Annotated in this window: 20 protein-coding genes, 2 tRNA genes and 1 rRNA gene; 4 read left to right on the plus strand and 19 right to left on the minus strand. The window is 26.0% G+C overall.

What is annotated here, in order from left to right:
• Window positions 1–491 precede the first annotated feature (491 nt).
• The gene (locus AC4FQW_RS13050; RefSeq protein ID WP_491149501.1) at window positions 492–1,169 is read left to right on the plus strand and encodes a uracil-DNA glycosylase; all 678 of its coding nucleotides are present in this window, start codon (window positions 492–494) and stop codon (window positions 1,167–1,169) included.
• Window positions 1,170–1,556: 387 nt separating this feature from the next.
• Here AC4FQW_RS13050 and AC4FQW_RS13055 read toward each other — a convergent pair whose 3' ends face one another.
• From AC4FQW_RS13055 to rrf, 4 genes are all read right to left on the minus strand, one after another.
• Complete coding sequence (locus tag AC4FQW_RS13055; RefSeq protein ID WP_303131247.1) at window positions 1,557–1,754, minus strand: hypothetical protein; 198 nt, start codon at window positions 1,752–1,754, stop codon at window positions 1,557–1,559.
• Window positions 1,755–1,898: 144 nt separating this feature from the next.
• Window positions 1,899–2,510, minus strand: coding sequence for a copper homeostasis protein CutC (locus AC4FQW_RS13060; protein WP_303131249.1), 612 nt, complete (start codon window positions 2,508–2,510; stop codon window positions 1,899–1,901).
• Window positions 2,511–2,573: 63 nt separating this feature from the next.
• A tRNA-Phe gene (locus AC4FQW_RS13065) sits at window positions 2,574–2,649 on the minus strand.
• A 6-nt stretch (window positions 2,650–2,655) separates the two neighbouring features.
• A 5S ribosomal RNA gene (rrf, locus tag AC4FQW_RS13070) occupies window positions 2,656–2,772 on the minus strand.
• Between the two features lie 220 nt (window positions 2,773–2,992).
• Here rrf and AC4FQW_RS13075 point away from each other — a divergent pair.
• Window positions 2,993–3,730 carry an NAD-dependent protein deacylase gene (locus AC4FQW_RS13075; RefSeq protein ID WP_491149503.1) on the plus strand — a complete coding sequence of 246 codons (738 nt, stop codon included), beginning with the start codon at window positions 2,993–2,995 and terminating at the stop codon, window positions 3,728–3,730.
• A 90-nt stretch (window positions 3,731–3,820) separates the two neighbouring features.
• Window positions 3,821–4,270 (plus strand): hypothetical protein, encoded by a 450-nt coding sequence (locus tag AC4FQW_RS13080; RefSeq protein WP_303130304.1) that lies wholly within the window; start codon window positions 3,821–3,823, stop codon window positions 4,268–4,270.
• Window positions 4,271–4,296: 26 nt separating this feature from the next.
• Here the strand turns inward: AC4FQW_RS13080 and AC4FQW_RS13085 are convergent, their stop codons facing one another.
• The 11 genes from AC4FQW_RS13085 to AC4FQW_RS13135 all read right to left on the minus strand — a co-directional run bounded on the left by AC4FQW_RS13085 (window position 4,297) and on the right by AC4FQW_RS13135 (window position 18,853).
• On the minus strand, window positions 4,297–5,232 hold the full coding sequence (locus tag AC4FQW_RS13085; protein WP_303130303.1) for a CPBP family intramembrane glutamic endopeptidase: 936 nt from the start codon (window positions 5,230–5,232) through the stop codon (window positions 4,297–4,299).
• 172 nt (window positions 5,233–5,404) lie between these two features.
• On the minus strand, window positions 5,405–6,640 hold the full coding sequence (locus AC4FQW_RS13090) for a competence/damage-inducible protein A (RefSeq protein ID WP_491149505.1): 1,236 nt from the start codon (window positions 6,638–6,640) through the stop codon (window positions 5,405–5,407).
• Between the two features lie 386 nt (window positions 6,641–7,026).
• Entirely contained in the window at window positions 7,027–7,650 is a 624-nt protein-coding gene (locus AC4FQW_RS13095; protein WP_303130299.1) for a histidine phosphatase family protein, read from the minus strand.
• 322 nt (window positions 7,651–7,972) lie between these two features.
• Complete coding sequence (locus AC4FQW_RS13100) at window positions 7,973–8,926, minus strand: ROK family protein (protein ID WP_303130298.1); 954 nt, start codon at window positions 8,924–8,926, stop codon at window positions 7,973–7,975.
• 132 nt (window positions 8,927–9,058) lie between these two features.
• Window positions 9,059–9,295, minus strand: coding sequence for a hypothetical protein (locus AC4FQW_RS13105; RefSeq protein ID WP_303130296.1), 237 nt, complete (start codon window positions 9,293–9,295; stop codon window positions 9,059–9,061).
• A 131-nt stretch (window positions 9,296–9,426) separates the two neighbouring features.
• Window positions 9,427–11,508, minus strand: a complete 2,082-nt coding sequence (gene fusA / locus AC4FQW_RS13110; protein ID WP_491149506.1) for an elongation factor G — start codon at window positions 11,506–11,508, stop codon at window positions 9,427–9,429.
• 140 nt (window positions 11,509–11,648) lie between these two features.
• Window positions 11,649–12,656, minus strand: coding sequence for a hypothetical protein (locus AC4FQW_RS13115; protein WP_491149507.1), 1,008 nt, complete (start codon window positions 12,654–12,656; stop codon window positions 11,649–11,651).
• Window positions 12,657–12,669: 13 nt separating this feature from the next.
• Window positions 12,670–13,707: a phosphodiester glycosidase family protein gene (locus AC4FQW_RS13120; RefSeq protein ID WP_303130291.1), complete on the minus strand. Its 1,038-nt coding sequence runs from the start codon at window positions 13,705–13,707 to the stop codon at window positions 12,670–12,672.
• Between the two features lie 188 nt (window positions 13,708–13,895).
• A complete protein-coding gene (locus AC4FQW_RS13125) occupies window positions 13,896–15,695 on the minus strand; it encodes an LTA synthase family protein (protein WP_491149508.1) in 1,800 nt (599 codons plus the stop codon).
• Window positions 15,696–15,715: 20 nt separating this feature from the next.
• A complete protein-coding gene (locus AC4FQW_RS13130; protein ID WP_491149510.1) occupies window positions 15,716–17,176 on the minus strand; it encodes a glycosyltransferase family 39 protein in 1,461 nt (486 codons plus the stop codon).
• Between the two features lie 141 nt (window positions 17,177–17,317).
• Window positions 17,318–18,853, minus strand: a complete 1,536-nt coding sequence (locus AC4FQW_RS13135; RefSeq protein WP_303130287.1) for an AbgT family transporter — start codon at window positions 18,851–18,853, stop codon at window positions 17,318–17,320.
• Between the two features lie 284 nt (window positions 18,854–19,137).
• Here AC4FQW_RS13135 and AC4FQW_RS13140 point away from each other — a divergent pair, with 284 nt between their 5' ends.
• Window positions 19,138–20,523, plus strand: a complete 1,386-nt coding sequence (locus AC4FQW_RS13140; protein ID WP_491149511.1) for a DUF2334 domain-containing protein — start codon at window positions 19,138–19,140, stop codon at window positions 20,521–20,523.
• An 82-nt stretch (window positions 20,524–20,605) separates the two neighbouring features.
• Here the strand turns inward: AC4FQW_RS13140 and AC4FQW_RS13145 are convergent, their stop codons facing one another.
• The 4 genes from AC4FQW_RS13145 to AC4FQW_RS13160 form a co-directional block, all read right to left on the minus strand.
• On the minus strand, window positions 20,606–21,061 hold the full coding sequence (locus tag AC4FQW_RS13145) for a VanZ family protein (RefSeq protein WP_303130285.1): 456 nt from the start codon (window positions 21,059–21,061) through the stop codon (window positions 20,606–20,608).
• A gap of 70 nt (window positions 21,062–21,131) precedes the next feature.
• The gene (locus AC4FQW_RS13150) at window positions 21,132–21,575 is read right to left on the minus strand and encodes a hypothetical protein (RefSeq protein WP_491149512.1); all 444 of its coding nucleotides are present in this window, start codon (window positions 21,573–21,575) and stop codon (window positions 21,132–21,134) included.
• 122 nt (window positions 21,576–21,697) lie between these two features.
• Complete coding sequence (locus AC4FQW_RS13155; RefSeq protein ID WP_303130282.1) at window positions 21,698–21,835, minus strand: hypothetical protein; 138 nt, start codon at window positions 21,833–21,835, stop codon at window positions 21,698–21,700.
• A 769-nt stretch (window positions 21,836–22,604) separates the two neighbouring features.
• Window positions 22,605–22,680, minus strand: a tRNA-Ala gene (locus tag AC4FQW_RS13160).

A 22,680-nucleotide genomic window follows, 5' to 3' on the forward strand; every position in this document is an offset into this window, starting at 1 on the left:
TTGTAAAAAGAATTGCTGGTTCTAAATGTATTTCTATATTCTGTTCAATTTTCAAAGACCATTTTATCTCGTCGCCCTCAAGCGACTTGCTTATGATATCATTTTGAAATTTTTTTGTCAACACTTTTTTTAAACATTTTTGTTAAGTTAAAAAGCATTTTAAAATTTTCAAAAGACCTTTAAAATCTTATCACTTAGCTAACTATATGTCAATAAAATTTCTCTTTCAAAATTTTGTTGATATTTCGTTTCCGCATCAGCGACGTGTTTTATAATATCATATAGAACACACCATATATAAATTTAATTTATAATATATTGATATTATCTTCATATTTCTTTTATTTATTCATGTTTTCTTTATATTTTTTATAATGATACTCTAGGTTATGTTTCTTATATTTTTTTAAATATTTTGAATATTATACTTAAAACTCCCCCCTTTTTTCAATATTTTTCTATGATATACTCTATTATAAGGCGGTGATTATATGTCTCAAATTTTAAAAAACGATTGGGATAACTTACTAAGGGATGAATTTTCTAAACCTTATTATATTAAAATACGTAAATTTCTTATTCATGAGTATAGAAATAAAACTATATATCCTAATATGTATGATATTTTTAATGCATTACACTTTACTACTTACAAAGATGTTAAAGTTGTTATATTAGGTCAAGACCCTTATCATGGACCTAATCAAGCTCATGGACTTAGTTTTTCCGTTAAGCCTGGTAATAAAATTCCACCTTCATTAGTAAATATTTATAAAGAATTACAATCTGACTTAGGATGCTATGTTCCAAATAATGGGTACTTGAAAAAATGGGCTGATCAAGGTGTATTATTATTGAATACTACCCTTACTGTTGAAGCTGGAAAAGCTAATTCACATCAAAAAATTGGATGGTCAATCTTTACAGATAAAATTATTGAATTATTAAATCAAAAAGATGAACCTATTGTATTTATACTTTGGGGAAATAATGCAATTAAGAAAAAAACTCTTATAACGAATCCTATTCATTATATAATTCAATCAGTTCATCCAAGTCCTCTTTCAGCATCTAGAGGATTCTTTGGAAGCAAACCTTTTTCTAAAACTAATAATTTCTTAGCTAAAATCAATAAAAAACCTATCGATTGGCAAATTGAAAATTTATAAACAAAATATCAGACTTTAAATTATAAAAAAGTAATTTTAAGTCTGATATTTTTTAGTTTAAAATCATATTCGTATAGTTTTATAAATTATTTTTACTGTAATATTTTTTAAAATAATTGGGTATGCTTGTTTATTTAAAGCATACCCTTGTATTTCTTAACTATTTCTATTTTACTATATTAATTACTTAATTAATTTTATCTTTTGTTACTAAATCACTTTTATAATTATATTCAAATTTCTTAATAATTTAGTGGTTTCTTTAAAGCAGCATTACATTCTCAATTAATAATTATATTTATATTAAATTAATTATAAAGATTAATAGTACAACTTCAAAATTTATATCTTTTTTTGTAATTACTTTTAATTAGTTAACTTATAGTTCTATTTTTCTGATTTCTTTAACCTTTTAATCATAGAATATATGGAGGTTGATAAAATTCCACACACTCCACCAAGAGAAAAGAACAGTATTACATCTCCAATAAAAATACCAATAAGCATTCCAATTCCAACTCCAAAAGCTATACCTTTTGATACTAATGTAAATTCAGCTTCACTTAAACTAATCTTATCGATCATAAAAACCACTCCAATTCCCATATTCTCATTTTTATTATAGATTATATTTCTTAACAATTCCTTAAGTAAACCTTAAATAAAAATGTATAAACTAAAATAAGTTTATATTTATAAAATATGTCCAAATTGGCTTATTATAATCATTTATTTTACTATTTTACTTCCATGTAATTCTTTTGCATTAGTATAACTTTTTATATAATCTCTATTTTGAGATGTTATACCTCCACCAGGCATTATTATTATTCTATCATTAGCATATTCTATTAATTCTTTTAATTTATCTAAATTATTTGGAGCATTTTCTTCTCCACCTTTTGTTAGTATTCTGTCTATTCCAAGTTCAACTAAAATATCTATTGCTTCTTTTTTATTTTTTATTTCATCAAAGGCCATATGAAAAGTAGTGCTTAAACCTTCAGCACACTCTTTTAATTCTTTATTTCTTTCTATATCTATAGTTTTATCCTCATTTAGTATTCCAAATACAACTCCATTTACATTTAAACTTTTACAAATTTTTATGTCTTCTTTCATTATCTCAAATTCATCTTTTGAATAATTAAAATCTCCACCTCTTGGTCTTATTATTACATTTACAGGAATTTTTATGTTATTAACTGCTTTTTTTATAGTTCCATAACTTGGAGTAGTTCCTCCTTCTTGAAGGTTATCACATAATTCTATTCTATCTCCACCATCCTTAAATCCTTGTAACGCCTCATTATAATTACCAACACAAACTTCTAATTTCATTCCCTTTCACCTCTTATATTTTTATATAAAAATAAAAGCACTAACTAAATGTTAGTGCTTTCTTGGTGGCTCGAGCAGGAATCGAACCAGCGACACGAGGATTTTCAGTCCTCTGCTCTACCGACTGAGCTATCGAGCCTTACAAACCTAGCAACGCCCTACTCTCCCACACGGTCACCCATGCAGTACCATCGGCGCTATAGAGCTTAACTTTCCTGTTCGGAATGGGAAGGAGTGTTTCCTCTATGCCATCATCACTAGATACAAACATATTATAACTAATATTTAGTTACCTGTCAAAGTTTTTCTGAAATTTATTTCAATAAACTTATTATATTTTAATTGTGTAATAATTTATATATTTTATATTTTTAAATATAATCTAATTATTAACTCTATTACAATTTAGGTACAAATTTTATTTTTGTCTTTATTTGTGCAATAATTAAAGTATTAAATATTATAGTTTGGAGATGTTTTTTATGGAAAATAAGATTCAAGAACTAACTAATATAATTAAAAATAGCAAAAATATAGTCTTTTTTGGTGGTGCAGGGGTATCCACTGAGTCAGGAATTCCAGATTTTAGATCAGCCGATGGCTTATATAGTAGTAAATATGATCGTAAATTTTCTCCTGAGGAAATCTTAAGCCACAACTTCTTTTATAGTCACACTAATGATTTTTATAAATTCTATAAAGATAAAATGATTTATACAAAGGCAAAACCAAACCCAGCTCACATTGTTTTGGCTCAATTAGAAAAAATGGGTAAACTTAAAGCTATTATAACTCAAAATATTGATGGTCTTCATCAAATGGCTGGAAGTAAAAATGTATTTGAACTCCATGGTTCTGTATATAGGAATTATTGCACTAATTGTTATAGAAGTTATGATTTAGATTACATAATAAAATCAAAAGATATTCCTAAATGTGAAAGCTGTGGAGGTACTATTAAACCAGATGTAGTTCTTTATGGGGAAGCTCTTGATAATAATGTTATAAATGGAGCATTAAATGCAATAAAAAATGCAGATACTTTAATTATTGGTGGAACTTCCTTAGTTGTCTATCCTGCTGCTGGATTTGTAGATTACTTTAGAGGAAAAAACTTAATACTTATAAATAAAAGTTCAACACAATATGATAATAAAGCTAATTTAGTCATAAATGATTCTATTGGAAAAGTATTAAAATCAGTATTTGATAAATTATAATTTGAATAATTTAATATAATCAAATAATTTGAATAATTTAATATAATCAAAAATATAATATATCATATAGTACTTTAGAGGTTTAATATTTTGATATATGCATTAATATTAGTAATATCTATTTCTGTTATAGTTTTTTTAATCTTCTCTTACGAAAAAAAATTAAATTTAAGTAGGAAACAACTTATAGTAGCAAACAGTCAAATAAATAAGTTAAAAAAATATGCCCCAAGTCATTATAATACTAAAGGTGGATTATCTATTAAATTTTCTTATCCTGAAAATAACTTTGGAATAATAAAAGAAAATTCTAAAGTATTTATTTCTCCATTAGATAATTCTTACATTATACAAATCTTAAATGTAAAGATGGAAGTTAAAATACTTGATAAAGCTGAAGTAGGAAAAGATACTTGGTATTATATTTCTCTTCCAATTGATAGCAATATTAATTCTAGAGGGTGGATAAAAAGTACATGCTTTTCTTATCTTTATAGTAATAGCAATAGTGTAATAAACAACTTAAATAATAAAGCTTAGGTGAACTTAAAGTCACCTAAGCTTTATTATTTAATATGAAATATCATAAATATTATATATATAACTATTATAGCTAAAAAAGGTACATCTATAATTCTTTCCCTTGATTCCTCAACCTTAGTATATTTCCTAATTTCAATTAATTTAGAGCTTTCCTTAAAATCACTTCTTTTATCTAATTTTCTAATAACTAAATAAGCTAATATTACACAAATAGCAAATATTATTATAGAACCTTGTAATAAAATTAATTTTTCACTTAATGGAAGAGTTTTTAGTGAAACTTCACTTGTCTGTTCCATATAAGTTGGATTTATTAATGTTATTAATTTTTGCATTGTTATTGATGTTCCATTTAGTATAAAATGCATAATCATAGATGAAAATATGCTACCTGTTATCCTAACTACATAAGCTAATATAAACCCTAATACTGTTGCATATAAAAACTGATTAGCATCTAAATGAAATATTCCAAAAAATAATCCTATTACTAATGCTGATTTAAGCCTATTTTTATCATCATATCCAGATAAAACTATACCCCTTAAAGTTATTTCCTCAGTTATAGCTGGCATAAATGCTATTATTCCCATAAGTATTAAATATGGTGTTCCTGATATTGATGTTATTAAGTTGCCAACATTATTTTCAAAGAAAAATCCACTTATAAGTCCAAAGAAATTCATTATTGGTACACACAAGAAAGCTAGTACTATAACTAAAAATAAATCTTTTATTGGTAATGGATTAAATTTAAATGTTTGTCTTACATTACATTTAGTTACTAATACATATATAATTGCAGGAACTAAGAATAGTAGTATATGGTTTAATACTAAAACAACTCTTACATCACCTATTCCTAACCCCTTATAAATTGGATATGTTATATAAGGCATAACTATTTCTAGTATAAGTATTATTAGAAAATATACATTAGCTCTAAAAACTTTTCTCATATATTTCTCCTTTTTAAATTATTTTTAAGTATATTTTATATAAATTAGGAGATACTAATTATTGAGGCTATTTGCTTCATTAATTAATCGCCTCTCCCCCATTTTATTTATATACATTAAAAATCCCTCTTATGTTTTTAAACAAAGAGGGATTTTGTTATTTTACCCACTTTTATTTTTTTAATATTTCTGTTCTAACTATATTAAGAGCTGTCATGCTAGCTCTATTTCTTATAGAATTTCTATCTCCTGTGAATATATGTTTAAATGATTTAACTTTCCCATCTAAATATATTCCAAAATAAACAAGACCTACTGGCTTCTCATCACTTCCGCCTCCTGGTCCAGCTATACCTGTTGTTGATATGCCAATTCTAGAGCCACATCTTTTTGCTATACCTTCTGCCATTTCTCTTGCTGTTTCATGACTTACAGCTCCAAATTTATCTAATGTTTCTTTTTTTACCTTTAAAGTTCTCATTTTTGCTTCATTAGAATATGTAACAGCACCTTCTAAAAATACTTCAGATACACCTGGATATTCAATAAGTTTTGCTGAAACAAGTCCTCCTGTACATGATTCACTAACCCCAATTGTCATATTTTTATCTATTAACAACTTAGCTACTGTATCTTGAAGAGATGTTTCTCCTGTATTATAAACTGAATTTCCAAGTCTTTTATATATTTCATCTTTTATTGGAACTATCATTTTTCTTGCTTCTTCTTCATTTTGTGCTTTTGCTGTTATTCTAAATATTACTTCACCTTCTTTTGCATAAGGTGCAACTGTAGGATTTATTCCATTATCTATTATATCTTGTAATTTTTCTTCTGCTTTACTTTCTCCAACACCAAAAATTCTTAAAACTTCAGAAATTATTACATCATCAGAATATTTTTTTAAATATTTTTTTACTTCTTCTTTAAACATACTCTTCATTTCTTTTGGAGGTCCTGGCAAAACTATTATAGCTTTATTGTTCTTTTCAAATACAGCACCAGGAGCTGTACCATTGCTATTTTTTAAAATTATAGCTTCTTTTGGGAAATATGCTTGTTTTTCATTGCTTTTAACAAATTCTCTTCCCATTTTATTAAAATATTCTTTTATACTTTTTAAACTTTCTTCATGTAAGCACATTTTCATTCCTAAAAATTCAGAAACTAATTCTTTAGTCATATCATCTTTAGTTGGTCCTAATCCACCTGTAGTTATTATAATATCACTTCTATTAAATGATGTTTCTAAAGCTTTAAGTATTCTTTCTTTGTTATCACCAACTACTTCATGATAATATACATCAAATCCAAGTTCCGCTAACTCTCTTGAAAGATATTGAGCATTAGTATTTAAAATATCTCCCAAAAGTATCTCAGTTCCAACTGCTAGTATCTCACACTTCATAATATCCCTTCTTACTTATAAAATTTATTTTACTTATCATACTTTATTATATTCCATTTTTAAATAAAATAATAAGGTGATAGCAAATTTTTAAAAATTAACTATCACCCTAATTATCATGAGTTAAATATAAATTTTTTATGTTGCTACTCTCAAGTATTGAAAATAATATAAAAAATACTTGAGAGTAGTTTATATAAAAAATTCTTCCTCTCATTACACAGAGTTTATTGCATGGGTATTTTATGAATCTTCTAATTATAAATGTTAGTTGATTCATAAATATGTATGAGAGAAGAGAATTTATTCTCATCCCTTATTTGTAAATTTATCTTCATACAATAATATATGTATTAATTATATTTTTTATTCAATATTTTTAAAATTTACCACCCTTGCTTTTTCTCTTTTATAGTAAAGTGACTTCCGTCATTTTTAAATTCTATATTAAAATTTTCTCCATCTACATTTACCTTAGTTAAAGTTGTTTGACCCATAACTTCGTTATTAACATCCTTATCCTTAAAATAATTCATTATAGCTTTTAAAGTTATACCATGTCCAACTATCAATATAGTTTTTCCTTCATTATCTTTAATTATTTCATCCATAGCTTTACTTACTCTTTCTCTAACCTCAGCTAAAGTTTCTCCATTTGGAGCACGCATTTCAAGATTTCCTTGCATTATTAAATTTATATTCCAATCTGGATTTTCTTTCATAACATCTTCTGTTATTTTTCCTTCAAAATCCCCAAAATTCATTTCTTTTAATCCTTCATGCTTTACTACATCTATTTTTTTATTACCCTTTAAAATAATAGCTGTCTTGTAAGCTCTTTCAATAGGACTTGTGTATATACGCTCAATATTAATATTCTCTAATCTCTTTGAAAGCTCCTCAGCACCTCTTAGACCAGATTCAGTAAGAGGTGAATTTCCATGTCCTTGAAGTCTTTTTTCTATATTCCATTCAGTTTGTCCATGTCTTGTTAAATATACTGTAACCATTTATATTCCCCCATATATTTAAATTTAACTCTTATAAATTTTTACTCAATATGTCTGTATATAAATTTTATCACTTTATCAATATATTTCTATACCTTTCGCAGCATATTTTAATAATAATATTTACTTTTATTTAAATGATATATTATTATTTAATTATATAAAATATTATTATTTTCCATAAAAACTTAAATACTTATATAACCTTTTATAGAAAACTTAATTTTTAAAAAACTATTTACACTAAAAATATCTTTAAAAATTTTAATATAAAATAAAAAAACTGAGAATTTAATTCTCAGTTTTTTATATAATTTAAGTTTTAATAATTCTCAAGTTCTAATAAAGCTAATGCAACTGCACCAATAACCCCTGCATCTGTTCCAAGACCAGCTGGTACTATTTCGCAACTTTCTGCCATTGCTTTAAAACATCTTTTATTTACAACTTCACGAACTTTTTCAAAAACTATATCTCCAGCTTTTGAAACACCTCCGCCTATAACAACCATTTCTGGATCAAAAATTGAAATAGCGTTTGCTACTCCTATTCCTAAATATGTTAATGCTTCATCTATTATATCTTTAGCTACAGCATCACCTTTTTCAGCTTCTTTAAACACTTCATATGAAGTAACTTTTTCATAATTTCTAAGTGATGTTTCAACTTTACTATTTACAGCCTCTTGTCCTCTTTTACCAATTGCTGTTCCTGATGATAGCGCTTCTAAACAACCAATATTTCCACAACCACATCTTGGTCCAAACGGTGAAACTGTCATATGTCCAATCTCTAAAGCATTTGATGTATTTCCTCTACAAATGTTTCCATCAACTATTGCTCCACCACCTACGCCAGTACTAACTGTGAAGTATACCATATTCTTCTTACCTTTACCTGCTCCAAGCATGTATTCTCCAATTGCTGCTACATTAGCATCATTATCTAAGAATACTGGTACATTGAATTTTTCTACTAATGGTTTAACTAAGTTAAAGTTACTGAATGGTAAGTTTGGAGTAGTTATTATTATTCCTTTTCTTGAATCTAAAGGTCCTGGTGATCCTATACCAATCCCCTTAATTTCTTCTAAAGTAACTTCACCTTCAGCTATAACAGTTTGAATACTTTTTATTATTCTTTCTAAAACTCTTTCTTCACCTTCATGTGCATTTGTAGGTATTATACTTTGTGCTAATACGTTACCTGCTAAATCTGCAAGCGCAGTACTTATTTTTGTTCCACCTAAGTCTACACCAACTACGTAATTTTTCATTACAAACCTCCTAGTATAGTTTCTATAATAATTTATTATTCCATATAAAAATAGGACTTACTATTCTATTTTAATATATTTATAGAAATAATAAAGTCCTTATTTATTATTAAATTAAACAATTTTAAAAATTTATACTTCTTTATGTGCTTTTATCATATAATTTCCGCTACCATCAACCCATTCATTCTCAACAGTAAATCTATTATCTTTAAGCATAGAGCTTATTGTACCAACACTTTCCTTACTTTGTTTATCTATTGATATTGTAAATTTATCATCTTTATCAACTATACATAAATAATCATAAATATTACTATATTCACTTAGTCCAATACTTCCCCTTATATCCATTCGATAATCAGACATTAGAATTTCCTCCAATCTAAGCAAAATAACAATTATTTTGTATAGTTATTATATGTAGTTTTTCTTAATTTATTACAAAATAACCTTAATAAAAGTATTACTGAAAAAATCTCCAGTAATACTTTTATTACTTAGTCTTGTTTTTCTTTATTTTTATTTTCTATAACCTTTGATGCCTCAATCTGTGGTAACTCCTCATATCTCTCAAATTCCATTGTATAATCTCCTTTAGCTTGAGTTATAGATCTTAAGTCAGTAGAATACTTAAACATTTCTGCCAATGGAACTTCACATACTATTTTTTGAAATTTTCCATATGGCTCCATTCCAATTACTCGTCCTCTTTTTTTATTTATATCCCCAATAACATCTCCCATATATTCATCAGGTATTAATATTGATACTTTCATTATTGGTTCTAATAATATTGGTTTTGCTGACTCTAATCCCTTTTTATATGCTATTGATGCAGCTATTTTAAATGCCATTTCTGATGAATCTACGGGATGATAAGAACCATCATAAAGTGTTGCTTTAAGTCCTATTACTGGGTATCCCGCAAGAACACCATGTTTTATACAGTCTCTTAACCCCTTTTCAACTGCTGGTATAAAGTTTCTTGGAACAGCACCACCTACAACTTTATCTACAAACTCTAAATCATCAACTCCATCATGTCTTCTTTCAAATTTTATTTTTACATCTCCATATTGACCATGTCCACCTGATTGCTTCTTATGTTTTCCTTGAACATCAGAAATACCTTTAACAGTTTCTCTATACGGAACTTTAGGCTCTCTTAACAAAACATCAACACCAAATTTATTTTTTATTTTACATGCTATAACCTCTAAATGTGTTTCTCCAATACCCAATACTATAAGCTCAGCATTTTCTATATCCCTTGTTACTTTAAAAGTTGGATCTTCTTCCATTAATTTATTTAGAGCAATAGATATTTTTTCTTCATCACCTTTAGATTTTGGTAATATTGCCATAGCCATTTTTGCATCTGGAAAATTTAATTTATCGTACTTAACTTTAAAATTAAAATCAGCAAGGGTATCCCCTGTTTCTGTGAATTGTAATTTAGAAACTGCCCCTATATCTCCTGCTATAATTTTATTAGTTTGAATCTGATTTTTTCCCCTTAAAAAAAATAAATTAGTTATTTTTTCTTTCTTTTCCTTATTTACATTAATAATTTGTATATCATTTTCTATACTACCAGTAATAACTTTAAATAAAGATATTTTACCTACAAAAGGATCTGCTATAGTTTTAAATACTAAAGCTGAAAATGGTAATTCATCTGTGATAGATAAATAACTTTCTCCTTTATCTTCTATTGTAGCTTTTTGTGCCAATGAAACTTTAGGTGATGGAAAACATTCAACTATATTATCTAAAAATAAACTCATCCCTATTCCATTTAATGAACTTCCACACATTACAGGAGCTATATCACCATTAATACACCCCTTTTTTAATCCTTTATAAAGTTCCTCATCACTTAAACTGCCTTCTGTAAAATACTTATCTAATAACTCTTCATCACTTTCAGCAACTGCCTCAGTAATCATTTCTTTACATTTATTAACTTTATCTATAAGATTTAATGGAATTTCTTTTTCTTCCATTTTTCTAATTTTTTTATTATATATAAACGCTTTCTTTGATATTACATTTATAACACCTAAAAAATCTGATTCATTTCCTATTGGATATTGAATTGGTACAACACTTATACCAAATCTATCTTTAAGATTTTCAAGAGTTTTATCAAAGCTTGAATTTTCCCTATCTAATTTATTTATAAAAAATGCTCTAGGTAATTTTATCTTATTACAATAATCCCAAGCCTTCTCTGTTCCTACTTGAACACCAGATACTCCACAAACAACTATAGTTGCAATATCTGATGCTCTCATCCCCTCTATACTTTCACCTACAAAATCAAAATATCCAGGTATATCAATTAAATTTATCTTTTTATTTTTCCATTCTAAAGGCTCTATTGATAAGGAAAGTGATATACCTCTTCTCCTCTCTTCATCCTCAAAATCTGATACTGTATTTCCATCTTCAATTTTGCCTCTTCTAGTTATAACTTTCCCATCATACAATAATCCTTCAACTAAAGAAGTTTTTCCTGATGAACCGTGACCTATAAAACCAACATTTCTAATATCTTCAACATTATAATTTTCCATATTTTACAATCCACCCACCCTTATAAACTCTCTTAATAATTTTTATGAAAGTTTTTTAGTATTTAGAATTGATATATTAAAACTAACTCAGTTAATCTAATAAAAAAATAAGAGCTGAAAAAAACTTCAGCTCTTATTTTTTATTTTGGATATTGTGTTTTATAATATCTTCCATTTACTATACTTGATATACCATTATTATAGAAACTTAAAAACTTTCCTTCATACTTCACTTGGCTTCCTGTTCCTATATTAGTTATAGTTTTATTTAAATTATTATTTATAAATATGGTTCCAGTTCCATCTATAAATATATCCTTAGCATCTACAGGTTCTTTTAATTGTACTTTTTGAGATTTAGATTCTACATTATCTAAATCTTTTTTAATTATTTTATGGACCTTATTATCAATAATTTCTCCTAAATAAAGAATTCCTTCTTCATCTATTCCAAGTATTTTTAATTTTCCTGAAGTATTTATTTCTATTCTCTCATTAGGCTGAGTTACATGAATTATACTTCCGTTATTAGCCATATATACTAATCTATCTTTAGTTGGTATTAATCCAACTTCACCTATATTTCTAACTACGGTAGGTACACGTACAGCTGCTGTTTGATTTATATCAATTCTATAAATCATATTTCCAACTCTTACATATGTAACTCCAGTTATAGTTGAAGCTTTTATATTAAATGTCTTATAAGCTTTGCTATATCTACATATATCGACTATCTTTTCATTAACATTCTTTTCTGGATTATAATTACAAAGAATTATTTGATTATCTTCAACCTCTAAAGTTAATAACATATTTCTGTCTTCTAGCCATACAGATTTTAATATATTTCCAGAATTTATAGTTTCTAATTGTTTAACTTCACCACTATCAGTATCACATACATTTAATATAAATCCCATGTAATAACTTATATATTTTCCATCATATGAAACTTTTATATCTTTAGCATCACTTGGTATATTAACATGTATAATCTCTTTTTTCTGCTGAGATCCTATTACTACCTTTTCCATACTTACATCAGTATTATCTTTAAAATAAAACTTGTCCAAAAAGAACAGTACTGAGCATTGTAGTATAAGTGATACTGCAATCCAAGCTAATATTATTTTTACTTTTCTCATACCTTCTCCTTTGTTATTTTACTATTATTGAAGAAGCAATATATCTTTCTCCAAGTCCATTAGACACATTGTTAATAACTTTTCCATCTAGATACATAGTAGATGATTTTCCTCCATCTAAATTAATTGCTGTAACACATTCACCCTTTGTAAGCATAAGTGATTGTAATTCTGTTATAGTGCAACCAATTCCATCTACTAAACTTCTTCCATCAATAACCATCATAACTATTGAGCCATCAGCTCTCTGTCCAATTGCTGTTCTTGGTGCTATTCCTCCTGCTCCAGCAGCTCCATCTAATGAAGTAGGCACACCATCTTTAATAAGTGCTGGTTTAAAACTAACTGCTTCTTGTGCATCTAAATTCTTAAGTTCATTTAAACTATATTTACCAACTAACATTTTTCCTTCTTTTGTTATAGCCATACACTCAGTTTTAGTATTATCTGTTTTCATATCAGAGAATACTAATTTTCCATTAGAAATTATAACACCTGTTGGAGTTCCTCCATTACCAGTCCAATTTGAACTACTAGAAGTATCAATAAAAGCACCCCCATTTATGGCTGCTACTGCATTATTATCCTTTGCCATTTCAGATGTAGTTTCACCTTTTTTTCCAGTGTACTTTGTACTTACAACATGGACTCTTTTAGGATCTTTTACAACTAACATATATCCATTATATTTTGTATTCTCAAATTTATATAGTTCCATCTCTTTATTGTTAGATGCATTAACATTAACAACTGAACCGTTTTGAGCTGTTAAATTATTATTTGAACCATCTGTTGAATTCATTATTTCATTTATTTTTTCTTTAGACAAAAACATTGTTGCTAAATATTGGTGATTAAAACTAGTCATTGCTGATCCAACATAAATTCTTTTTGCATTATCAAAAGGACCATAAAGTAATACAAAAGGTGCTGTAATAGCAGTAAATACTATTTCAAAAACTAAAAACGCTAAGATCCTTGTCCACTTTTTTGAAGCTTTTTTTTGGGTCTTTTTATTGTTCTTTTTTTGATTTTTTCTTTTGTCTTCCATTCAAACTCTCCTAATTTTTATTAAATTCTCTACCATTAAATACTAAACAACTTTTAGTTAGTAGAAACATTAACTAACTTTAATATTATATTTAATATTATCAAATATAACAATAAATTAACGAATTTTTTAATAATAAATTTAAAGAAAAAAGGAAAAAATCTAGTTTTTTCCCCTTTTCTTTTTATTTAATTCACCAATTTTTTAGTTTCAAAATATTTATTTTTTATAATATAATCTGCTATAGTATAAGCTTTTTCTAATTTTTTTCTTTCCTCTTCTGTAGGATTTCCAACAATTTTATTCCCTTTTATTACTGTAGAATTCCTATTTGTATTTAATAAATTTCTTCCCATAAATATATTTTCTTTAACATCTATTCCTAATAAATATAATACTGTTGGAACTATGTCAGTCTGTCCTCCAGCTACGCTTATTGTTTTTCCCTCTATACCTTTTCCATAAATGAATAGTGGTATCTTATAGTCTCTCTCTTTCCACCAATCTCCTTCTAGTGGTACATTTTGAATTTCATCGTTATAGTATTTATGAACTCCACCATGATCACCATAAATAACAAGAACTGTATCATTTAATAAACCTAACCTTTCAAGCTTATCTATAAAAAATCCTATCTGCTTATCTGTATAGTGAACACTTTGAAAATAACCTCCAAGTTTTGTATCGTCAATATTCTTTGGTAATTTAAGCTCTCTATACTTATCTGGTAAATCAAAAGGTCCATGACTAGATAACGTAGGTATAGTAGAAAAAAATGGCTCTTTCAATGTTTTAAGCTTATCTGCATATTGATTTAAAAAAGAATGATCTGATAGTCCCATTCCAAAAATATCATCTAATTTATATGAATCAATATCCCACATATCTTGATAACCTAAAGCATTACTATGTGCTTCTGACCAATTCCAATCACTAGCCCTCTCTGCATGAGTTGAAATTGTAGTATATCCATTTTCATTTAGTATTCTAGGTAATGATTTATATTTAACATCTGCATGTGTTAAAAATGTTATACTATCCCCTAATGTTAAAAGCCCTGTATTTGCCATCATATCACAATCTATACTATTTCCTGCATTATTTTGTTCATATATATTATCAAAATAAAAGGACTTCTTCATAAGTTTATCTAAGTTCGGCGTTATTTCTTGTCCTAACACCTTTTTACCTATAACAAAATTTTCTAATGATTCAATCTGTAAAAACACAACATTTTTACCCTTAAATATTCCTTTATATTTATTATCAGGAAGTTTTTTATTATTCCAAGCAAGCCAATCATCAACTTGTTTAATTTCATCTTTATTACCCTGGAAATTTTTCTTTTCTATTGCTCTAATTGCTTCATATAAATGATATCCAATAGGTGACTGATTTTGCGCCATTATAAATGGAGACCATTCTACACTCATAAATTTTACTCTACCTTTAGTAATATCTTTAATATCAATTAAATAATGAGTTATATATATTGTTAGTATGCATAATATAATTCCTAAAATAGATAACTTTATATTTCTTTTGCAATTTAATATATTCTTTATTTTAACTCTTATATAAATTAATACCGGTATATCTATTAAAAATAATAAATCTAGTTTATTAGGATTTATTAAACTTTCATGCATTGGATTAAACATATCCTTAAATAAGATGTGTCTAAGTCCTAAATAATTTCTACTAGCTCTATAGTACCAAATATCAGCTATTAGTATTAATGAATATACTATATCTACTATTATTAAATATGTTATTTGTCTTTTTCCTTTAAAAAATAGTGATATAAAAATTAAAATACCTATAAAAGCTAATTGAGCTAAAATCAATTCTTTTTCTATTTTAAAACTAGAAAAAGTTTTTCCTGTATTTGATGATCCAATACCAATAAATATTATACTTTTTATAACTAATATTATAAGTATTAAACCCTTTATTAAAGTACCTATATTTAATCTTTTTTCCTTCATTATCTTTTATTCACCCAATTTTATTTATTTTTTACTTTAGTTCTTTTAAATACTTTTCCTATTAACTCAATTCCAGACATAGCCATTATAATAAATACAAAACTCACAATATAAGCATATCTTGATTGATTTTCTGTAATTAAATAAAATAGTCCATATCCACAAAATATTATATAAAATAAATTAATTCCAGAATATTTCCTATATCTTTTTTTATCAAATAATCCAATAAAAACCAATGCCATAATTATAGAAGATATAATTTGTATTGCAAATTTCCCACCATAACTAAAATTTATTAAAATATCATCATCTTTAATATTATTTTGTGACCAGAATACACCACTTAAATCCCCATCTATCCATTGAGTAGTATATTTATCTAAATAAAACTTTCCTATTTGAGCAGGTTTAGCATTTTTAAATCTTTCAATAATTATATTAGTACATACTTCTTTAATTTTATCTTCATCAAAATTATATTTTTCAGGTATTATAGTATCTTCTAAATTCCATCTTCCTCCATATTCCATATTAGTTCCTTTTAATATGTTAGTTATTGCCGGCTCTCTACCTTTCCATAAATGATTTTCTGTTACTTTATAAAGTTTAAGTGTAGAACTTGCTATAGCAAGAATTAATACAAAAGATACTAATATCATAAAAATTGATCTTATCTTTTCTTTGAATTTAAAATCTGTATATATAACTATATACATAATAAAAGCTATTATTGTAACAGTTGCAACCATTCTAAATAAATTTCCAACAGATAAAAGTGCCCCAGATACAATAAACATAGATATATGTAATTTTTTCTTACACACTAAAATAAAAATGTATATACTTGCTAAGTAAAATGGTATAGCTATATTTTCTGTACAAAATACCCCAGTATATGTTACAAAAGGTGGGAAAATAGTCGCAATTAAAGCACCTATTAATCCATATTCATTTTTTTCAAATACTAATTTAACTATTAAATATATTAAATAAATTACAATTAATCCCATAATTAAATTTACAACTTTCATAGCTAAAAGAGCATTAGTAAAAAACTTAAGCATAAATGCCATATAAATAACCATAATTGTTAAATGTGGAAATCTTGCTATATATTCTGTTCCCCACATCATACTATAATTTCCTTTTATTACTTCCTTTGCAGTTTCATAAATAGTATTAAAATCCGATACTGGAACAGTTTTTATATTAATAAGCCATAAAATTCTTATCAAAGCTCCAAAACTTAAAATAATTAATACTTTACTTTTATTACTAAGCGTTTTACTTTTTAGCAAAATATAAGCTAAAAAAATAGATATAACTACGGAGCTAAATGATATTGTCATTGCTATATCAAATTTGTTTTTATAAATACCTATATAGCCTATAGATGCTAAAAGCAATATAAAAATTAATGGTTTAAGTGCAATAGTTACAAAACTAGTAAATCCATCTCTAAACCTTTTTAATTCCATATATAGTCCTCCTAAATTTTATATATTATAAATAACTTAATATTTATAAATAACAAATATAATTTTAACATATTTAAAGCTAAAAAAAAGCAAGCAAGAAGGCAAAACTTCTTACTTGCTATATTATTTTTATATATTTATCTAAATATATAATCCTGCGCCTGGTCCAAGTGGTAAACCTAATAAGAACCATGCTATTAATAATATTGTCCAACATATTAAAAATGCTATTGAATATGGAACCATAGTTGATATAAGTGTTCCTATTCCTGTGTCTTCATCATATACTTCTGCAAATGCTACTATTAAAGCAAAATATGTCATAAGAGGTGAAATTATATTTGTACTTGAATCACCAATTCTATATGCCATTTGAACAAGTTCTGGTGAATAGTGCATTCTCATAAACATAGGTACAAATACAGGTGCCATTATAGCCCATTTTGCTGATGCAGATCCCATAAATAAATTTATAAATGCTGAAACTGCTATAAATCCTAATATTAAAGGAACTCCACCTATACCTGTATTTTGTAAGAAGTCTGCTCCCTTAACAGCAATTATAGTTCCTATATTTGTATAACCAAAGTATGCAACAAATTGTGCTGCAAAGAATACTAAAACTATATATCCTCCCATAGAAGACATACTTTTACTCATAAGATGAACAACTTGTTTATCATCTTTAATATCACCTTTACCTATTCCAAAAGCTATTCCTGGAATAAAGAATCCCATAGATATAATTGCAACCATAGAGTTCATAAAAGGTGATTTTAATATTTCTCCTGTTTCAGGATTTCTAAGTGGTCCCCATTCTGGAATAACAAGTAACCCCATAACTATTACAAATAATATTAATGCTATTAATGCAAATTTAAGACCTCTTTTTTCCTCTTTTGAAATTCCATTAATCTCCTCAACTTGATTTTTACCTTTATAAGGTCCAAGTCTTGGCTCAACAACCTTTTCAGTTATTATAGTTCCAACTACAGTAATTAATACAGTTGATGCTATTAAGAAAAACCAGTTTGAAGCTATGTTAACTTCATATCCTGCTTGCACCATTTTTGCAGATTCTGTTGTTATACCTGCAAGTAATGCATCAGTTGGTCCAAAAATAATATTTGCACTAAAGCCTCCAGATACACCAGCAAATGCAGCTGCAATACCTGCAAGAGGATGTCTTTTAAAACTTAAAAATACAACTGCACCAAGAGGTATTAATATAACATACCCTGCATCTGATGCAATATTTGATATTACTCCAGCAAAAACAACAACTACAGTTATTAAACTCTTAGGCGTACTAGTAACTAACTTCTTTAATAAAGTTCCTATAAGTCCTGTACCTTCTGCAACCCCAACTCCTAAAAGAGCAACTAAAACGGTTCCAAGCGGTGCAAAACTTGTAAAGTTTGAAACTGCACTTTCAAACATATATCTAATTCCTTCTGAAGTTAATAATGATTTAATAGATACAGTTAATTCTTTTATTTCGTTAGTGGCTCTATCAAGTCCTGTATATGTAACACTAACCCCCATATTAGCTAATAAAGCTGAAAGAAGTACTATTATTCCACATAAGATTACGAATATAGTAGCTGGATGAGGTAATTTATTTCCAACACGTTCTACCATATTCAAGAAACCTTTCTTTTTAATTTTTTGTTCCATTCATATACCCCCTTATATAATTCCAAATCACACGTCCTTTATAAATAAACATATGTTTTCAACATGTGTACATTATATAACATTTATGTTAACTTATCAACCTTTTTGTGAATTTTTATTGAATTATTCTTTTAAATATACGCTAATTTTACAAATATTAATTATAACTATGTAAAAATTAGAAAATAAATATAAATCATAATTGTTTTCACTACATTAATAAATATATTGTATATATCATGTTAAAATATATTTATTAACCAATTAATTAAGGAGATTATATTATGAATAATCTAAGAAAAAATAAAAAATTTAAAAAGATAGTATTATGCTCTATATTGACTATATTCACTATAGCAGTACTTTATGGAATAACATTTTACTTTAGCTTTTTTCAAGGTAAAACTTATGTACAAGATGGAATAGTTAAAAGTAAAATTAAACCTATAAGCTACGAATCTATATACAAAGAAAAAGTATCACTAGATACTTGCAAAGTACTAAAAGTTAATAATGTAAAGATATCTATTTTAGGAAAAGAGATTCCTAAAGATGTACCAATTTTACTTAGAGGTCAAAGATATTATTTACCTTTAAACTATTTACGAAAAATATTAAATTATAAAGAGATTAATAATAATGAACTAACTTTAACGAATTACAGTAATACAATAATACTATCTAAAAAACAAGCAATTATAAACAATAAAAGATATAATTTAAGAGGTTGGCTTTTAGATTATGAAAAAAATTATTATTTATCGCTATCTGATATAGAGTATTTATTTTCACTTACTTCTGTATTTGATTTTAAAAATAAAACAGTAAACTTATTAAAATCAAACTTAAAAAAAGTAAATACAACTGAATCACATTTAAAAGATGGACCAGCTGCTTTAATAAGACTAGAAGATTTTTCTTCTGGTGGAGCCTTATATGAAGATATTAATCAAACTAAGTTAAAAGCATTGGGAGATTATTTATACAGTAATAAAATAAGATTTCATATAGCTTGGGTTCCTAGATATAAAGACCCATCTAATAAAATTGATAATGACTTATTAATTGATAATACTATTAATAATGTAGGATTTATAAATCTAATTGATTACTTAATAAACAGTGGTGCTGAGGTTGGTTTACATGGCTATACTCATCAATATGGAAATAGTACTAGCCTATCAGGAATTGAACTATCTAATAAATTTAATAATAATGAAAAATCAACTAGAGATGTTATTGAAAATGGGTTATTTACAGCTAATAAACTTAATATCCCAGTTTACTTTTTTGAAAGCCCACACTATCAAGCTACAAGAAAGCAAAAGAAAATAATTGAAGAATACTTCAAATATTTATTTGAACCATATAGTGTACTGTACTATACAGCTTTAAAAGAAACTTCTAAAGGTAATGTCTACATACCAGCACCTTTAGGTTATGTTAAAAATAGAGACACTTCTTCTATAACAAAAAGATTAAAAAATCCATCACCAAATTTATTAGCAGCATTATTTTATCATCCAGTATTAGAGCTTCAATATATATCATTTACTGATAATAAAAATACTTTTAATTGGATTTTATCAAAAGATTCATTAATGAAATCAATAGTATCATCTTTAAATGAAAATGGATATTCAACAATACATGTAACAGATATAAAGTAGAAATAAGTCTATAATTTAAATTTTTATTACTTAAAATTATAATAATTTAAATTGTTTTATATGAAAATAAAAAAGAGCAAAACTATTTAAATTTTGCTCTTTTTTTTAAAATTTTATTTACCAAGAAAACTAAAATTGATGCAGTAAAAGCTCCAGAAGTATCTATTAAAACATCAGTAAATCTCCCCGCTCTACCTTCTACAAAAAGCTGATGAAATTCGTCTGTTGATGCATATAGAAAACATAATATTATTGATAAAACTAAAGCTTTATTTTTATTAATATAAAATCTTAATAAATTAAAATACAATAAGCTTAGTATTAAATATTCACTAAAGTGTGCACCCTTTCTTATTATTGTAATTGCCAAATCAATATAAATATTATTTATATCTATACCTAAATTTTTTATCAAATTTAATACAAAATCACTTTGTTCATTTGATATATTAGCAGGTTGATTAGACATATAAAATATAAATATCATCCATGCAATAACCAAGATCCATGATAATATTCTTTTAAACTTAATCTTCATTTACCTTAATATTCTCCTGTATATATATATATTTAATTATACTATACAGAAAACACTCATGTAAATTTGATTACCTATCCTCTAATATATACTTATTTATATAAGCTAATGATTCTTCTAAAATACTTTGCCCTCTCTCTATATCATCCACTTTTATATTTAAATTACATAACCTTTGATCTATAGTATGAAGTTGTTGTTTTATTTCCTGCATAAGCTTTGTATCATAAGTTATCTGAATACCATCAGGGTCTACAAATATTCTCTCTGGCGGATCTCCACATTCAGAGCACTTAGCATAAATTTTATTATTATTTATATTTCTAAATAACTTAAAAGTATCATTTTTACATGATTCACATGTTGATAAAAGTTCATATCCGTCATTTCCTGTATCATATAAATATTCACTTTCACATTCCCTACATGTTGCTTTAATTTTATTATCTATAGTTTCAATAAAAAATTTATTTCCACAGCACCCCTCTTTATGACATACAACCGTTCTGATCATTTTATCATCTCCCCACCTAAAACTTACCTTACTAAATAAATTATATTAATTGACTAAATGATTTATTCTAAAAAAAGAAATCTAACAATATTAGTTAGATTTCTGATAATATATTAATTAATTTATAAACTATTTATTTCTTTTTCAACTTCTTTAATTTTATCATCTATACAAGAAGTTTTTTTTCCAGCTAAAATCAATTCACGCTTCTCTAATTTTAATTGTTTAAGATGCTCCTTTAATTCTTCTATATTTGTCAACCAAAACACTCCCCATCATAACTTTAAAAGATTATTATATACTATACTTATTTATCTATATTATATTACTATAATCTTTTAATCACACCCTGTAAACGTAATCAAAAATAATATATTTATCTATAGAATAATTATATATAATAGTAGGCAAGTTGTACATAAGTAACTTTAGTGATATTTTTTCATTTTACTACATTTTGCACTTAATATCTTAGAATTTTTATGATTATTTTATTATTTATATTATATTTTATAAAATATTTTTTTATGATGTTTCTTATTAGATACTTTATCTAAACTCTAATAAACTTTGTAAAATCAATATTATAAATTAATTCTTTATAATACTAATTAGTTATATTTTATCATATCCTTTAAATGTTTATTATTTACTAACACATTTATTAAGAACTAAAATTTAATTTTTTCATATATATTTTTTTCATATATATTTACTTGCTACTTTTAAAAATTTACTATATTTATTTTAATTAATTGTATTATTTATCATATCTTACCTATAATTTTGTAGAACATTCTATAACAACTAAAACTACATTTTTATATTCTAAAATATTTATTTGTATTAAAAAATAAATTTTCTTATTAAAATCAAATAAAAGCCTATTTTAATTTATCTTTAATTTATCAAAAAATATTTTTCTTACAATCTAAAGTCCATTTAATTATAATTTCATAATTAGTAACTCTTATCAAGTATAAAAACAAAAAAAAGTCATGAACAATAGTTCATGACTTTCCACCTATTTGGTGGAGGTAAGGAGATTCGAACTCCTGACCCCCTGCGTGCAAGGCAGGTGCTCTCCCAGCTGAGCTATACCCCC

The sequence above is a fragment of the Clostridium sp. TJA085 genome (assembly GCF_058310235.1).